Annotated in this window: 3 protein-coding genes and 2 pseudogenes; 2 read left to right on the top strand and 3 right to left on the bottom strand. The window is 62.9% G+C overall.

The genetic code is table 11. The features are described from left to right. The 3 genes and pseudogenes from NCT32_RS14495 to NCT32_RS14505 form a co-directional block, all read right to left on the bottom strand. Positions 1-119, bottom strand: a pseudogene (locus NCT32_RS14495) (2-methylcitrate synthase); the annotation flags it as partial. Between the two features lie 98 nt (positions 120-217). After that, positions 218-1,222 (bottom strand): CoA ester lyase, encoded by a 1,005-nt coding sequence (locus NCT32_RS14500; RefSeq protein WP_061122001.1) that lies wholly within the window; start codon positions 1,220-1,222, stop codon positions 218-220. A 161-nt stretch (positions 1,223-1,383) separates the two neighbouring features. Next, positions 1,384-2,370, bottom strand: a complete 987-nt coding sequence (locus tag NCT32_RS14505; protein ID WP_061122000.1) for a malate dehydrogenase — start codon at positions 2,368-2,370, stop codon at positions 1,384-1,386. Between the two features lie 614 nt (positions 2,371-2,984). Here NCT32_RS14505 and NCT32_RS14510 point away from each other — a divergent pair. Beyond that, positions 2,985-3,776, top strand: a complete 792-nt coding sequence (locus NCT32_RS14510; protein WP_250477269.1) for a GntR family transcriptional regulator — start codon at positions 2,985-2,987, stop codon at positions 3,774-3,776. A 170-nt stretch (positions 3,777-3,946) separates the two neighbouring features. Further along, a pseudogene (locus NCT32_RS14515) lies at positions 3,947-4,038 on the top strand (succinate dehydrogenase, cytochrome b556 subunit); the annotation flags it as partial.

Here is a 4,038-nt window from a genome sequence, read left to right on the forward strand (position 1 = left end):
CCGGTCTTGCCGACCGTGCACAGCGCGGTATTGCCCGCCGTCACGCCGGACAGCGCGACGGATTTCTTCGGCTTGAAACCAGCGGTTGCGGGTGCTTCGGTCGATGCGGTATCAGTCATGCTCTCCGGTCTCCTTTCGTACGCTCGCTACGCGGCGTTACTTGTGGTGCTTGACGCTCGCGCCTGGCATGCACGCCTGTGCGACGCTGAATTCGCGCTCATGCCCCTGTACCCGGCGCGGCGAAGAGCGGCGCGCATTGTTCCGGTATGGTCTGGCCGGTCGCATGCGCGCGACGCAGCACCGCCCAGTAATAACGATAGCTCGCGCGGTCATGCAGCGTGTCGCCGTGACGCGTCGGGCCCCACTGCGCGCGTTGCGCGCCGAGCAGGATCTCGGCCGCGAGCGCAATTTCTTCGGCGCGCGGCGAAAACGCCTCGACGATCGGCCTGATCTGGTCCGGATGGATGCTCCACATGCGCGTGTAGCCGAACTCGTTGCGGGCGCGCGCGGCATCGTTCGCGACGACGCTCATGTCGCGCACTTCCGTCGACACATTGTGCGATGGCACCTTGCCGTGCGCGTGACATGCGGCGGCGATCTCCAGCTTCGCGCGCCGCACGAGCGGATGATCGAACTGACCCGGGGAGCGCATCGCGGTATCGGGGATCGCGCCGTTGTGCGCGGACACGAAATCCATCAGGCCGAAGCTCAGCGATTCGACGCCCGGCAGCGCGGCGAGTTCGAACGCTTGCGCGAGCGCGCCATGCGTCTCGATGAGCAGATGACAGGGAATCGGCTTCGGAATGCCGAACTCGCAGCGCGATGCTTCGATGAAAGCGACCATCTCGGCGGCATCGACGGCGCTGCGGATCTTCGGCAGCATGACGAACGCGGGCGCGTGCTTCGCGTGGCGCAGGACGATGCGCACGTCGTCGCGCCACGCACGATGATGGAAGTCGTGGATGCGCACGCCGACGCGCCCGAAACGGTCTTCCTCGCCGCCGACCAACGATGCGACCAGCTCGGCGTGTTCGGCTTCGTGACCGACTTGCGCGCCGTCCTCGCAATCGAGCGTGATGTCGAACACCGGGCCCAGTTGCGCCTGCAACGCCAATGATTTCTTCATCAGCTTCTCGCTGCCGGCGTAGTGATCGCAGGGCGGAAGCACGGCAGGCTGCGGTTCGCCGTCAAACAGCACTTCGGCGGGAGTGAGATCGCGCATCGTCGGCATCGGGTCCGATTGGAGGGATGTGAATTCGATCTGCTCATGCATCTGATCCGATCGCGCTCGAACATCTTTCAAGCGCGATCGGATCAGGCGCGAACGCGACGAGGCGTCCGCGCTGACGGGAAGCCCTTGCGAGCTTCCCTTTCAACACGTGCTTACTTGCCGAGCAGGTGCGCGACGCCGTCACGCTCTTCGAGCAGTTCGTTCAGCGTGCCGTCCATCTTTTCGCGCGAGAACGCGTCGATTTCCAGGCCTTCGACGCGCTTGTACTCGCCGTTTTCGCACGTGACGGGCACGCCGTAGATGATGTCTTCCGGAATGCCGTACGAGCCGTCCGACGGAATGCCCATCGTGACCCACTTGCCGTTCGTGCCGAGCACCCAGTCACGCACGTGATCGATCGCCGCGTTAGCCGCCGATGCCGCCGACGACAGGCCGCGCGCTTCGATGATCGCCGCGCCGCGCTTGCCGACGGTCGGGATGAACGTGTTGCGGTTCCATTCGTCGTCGTTGATGAGCTTCGTGAGGTTCTCGCCTTCGGCGGTCGCGAAGCGGAAGTCCGGGTACATCGTCGGCGAGTGGTTGCCCCACACCGCGAGCTTCTCGATCGAAGCGACCGGCTTGCCCGACTTGGCCGCCAGCTGCGACAGCGCGCGGTTGTGATCCAGGCGCAGCATGGCGGTGAAGTTCTTCTTCGGCAGATCCGGCGCCGACTTCATCGCGATGTACGCGTTCGTGTTCGCCGGGTTGCCGACGACCAGCACCTTCACGTCGCGGCTCGCGACATCATTCAGCGCCTTGCCCTGAACCGTGAAAATCTCGGCGTTCGCCGACAGCAGATCCTTGCGCTCCATGCCCTTCGAACGCGGACGCGCACCGACCAGCAGCGCGACATCGGCGTCCTTGAACGCGACCTTGGGATCGTCCGTGACGACCACGCCCGCGAGCAGCGGGAATGCGCAATCTTCCAGTTCCATCACGACGCCCTTCACAGCGGCTTGCGCTTGCGGCAGATCGAGCAACTGAAGAATCACGGGCTGGTCTTTGCCGAGCAGATCGCCGTTGGCGATACGGAACAGCAGCGAGTAGCCGATTTGACCTGCGGCGCCGGTTACGGCAACGCGCTTTGCGGACTTAGCCATTGAGAACTCTCCTGGACAGTGCGTGGAACGCTAGGGAAAAACGCCATTTTATGCGCGTTACGCAAAGCGTTGATGAAGACATGCCGGCCATGCCGTGCGCGAAACCGCCGAACGCGGTTGCCACGTGGCGTTGCGCGCGTTCATTCGTGGATTCGCGTCGCATGAATGCTCGAGCGGCGCGACCGTCATGCCATGAATCCTTCTCTTCGAGCGAGAGGCGTGCGGAACGGTCTGGAAGGACGCGATGATTTCGCTTGGGTCTGACGGCAACGCGCCCATTCGAGACGGCGCTTGACGTTGCGAGGCGTGGGGCAGGCAGCGGCGCGCGAATCGAGTGGCCGATCGGCGTGAGGCGAAAGCGAAAGGGCGTGCCTGGCGGTAAGCTGCGCAATGCGTGGATGCCGCGACTCCGCGTGCTCTCGGCGAGAAAGCCGCTGTGAAAACACGCTGACCGGCGGTTCCTGCGCGCTGGCAACGACCCGCAAACCCTTGCTCGACAAAGAGTGTAGGAGCGGTCCGAGGTAAAGTCAACACTATCTTATGTCTTATATAAGACATAGGAATCGGCGGGAAAAGTCTGGACGCACGGCGGCCCTTGTGTTGAAATGCGCGGCATGAATTCCAACCCGGCGAGCACGACGACCCCCAATGGCACTGCACCGGCGGCTGAGGCTGCCGCGAGCACGCCGTCGCCGACGTTCAGCCCGCTGTATCAGCAAATCAAGGCGCTCATCACGCAGGGGCTCGAGTCCGGCGAATGGAAGCCTGGCGAAATCATCCCGAGCGAAGTCGAGTTGGCCGCGCGCTACAAGGTGAGTCAGGGCACGGTCCGCAAAGCGATCGACGAACTCGCCGCCGACAACCTCCTCGTTCGCCGTCAGGGTAAAGGCACGTTCGTTGCGACGCACAACGAAGATCGCGTGCAGTTCCGCTTCCTGCGCCTCCTGCCCGACGACGGCGACGTTCATCCTCACGTCAGCCGCCTGCTCGAATGCAGACGGCTGCGCGCTCCCGCCGAGATCGCGCGTCAACTGGATCTGAAGCCCGCCGATCCCGTCGTTCTTATCAAGCGTCTGTTGCAGTTCGATGGCGTCACGACCGTATTCGACGAGATCTGGCTGCCAGGCGCGGTGTTTCGTGGACTCACGGCCGAGCGCCTCGCCGAGTACAAAGGCCCGCTCTACGCAATGTTCGAGACGGAGTTCGGCACTCGCATGATCCGTGCGACGGAAAAGATCCGCGCCGTTGCCGCCGACGAGACCGTCGCGCAGTTTCTCGATGTGACGCAGGGATTTCCGCTGTTATCGGTGGAGCGCGTGTCTTATACCTATGGCGATCGCCCCGTCGAAGTGCGGCGCGGATGGTACGTCACGACTGGTTATTACTATCAGAACGACCTGAGTTGATCGAATGAAGAACGGGGCCGCGAGCACAGGCTGAGTGCTCGCGGAAAAGGTGCGTCAACACGGCCATTTTCGCGCACGGAGCAACAGTCTCTTGGACCGCTTTTCGCTGCAGCGCGAAATAAAAAGGCGCTAAAATCGCGGATTAGTGTTTTAACAAGTTGGGGTCTAGCATGGCTGAAGCCGTAAAAAAACCAAGGCCCGAATACCGGAACATCGGACTCGGCCAACTCGCGAAGTACCGCTTGCCGCTGGCAGGAAAGGT

It is taken from the genome of Caballeronia sp. INML2 (genome assembly GCF_023631365.1).
GTDB lineage: Bacteria > Pseudomonadota > Gammaproteobacteria > Burkholderiales > Burkholderiaceae > Caballeronia > Caballeronia turbans.

Coding starts and splice junctions, on each gene's coding strand:
- NCT32_RS14510 (WP_250477269.1), top strand. CDS start 2,985: ATGAATTCCAACCCGGCGAGCACGACGACCCCCAATGGCACTGCACCG.
- NCT32_RS14505 (WP_061122000.1), bottom strand. CDS start 2,370: ATGGCTAAGTCCGCAAAGCGCGTTGCCGTAACCGGCGCCGCAGGTCAA.
- NCT32_RS14500 (WP_061122001.1), bottom strand. CDS start 1,222: ATGCGCGATCTCACTCCCGCCGAAGTGCTGTTTGACGGCGAACCGCAG.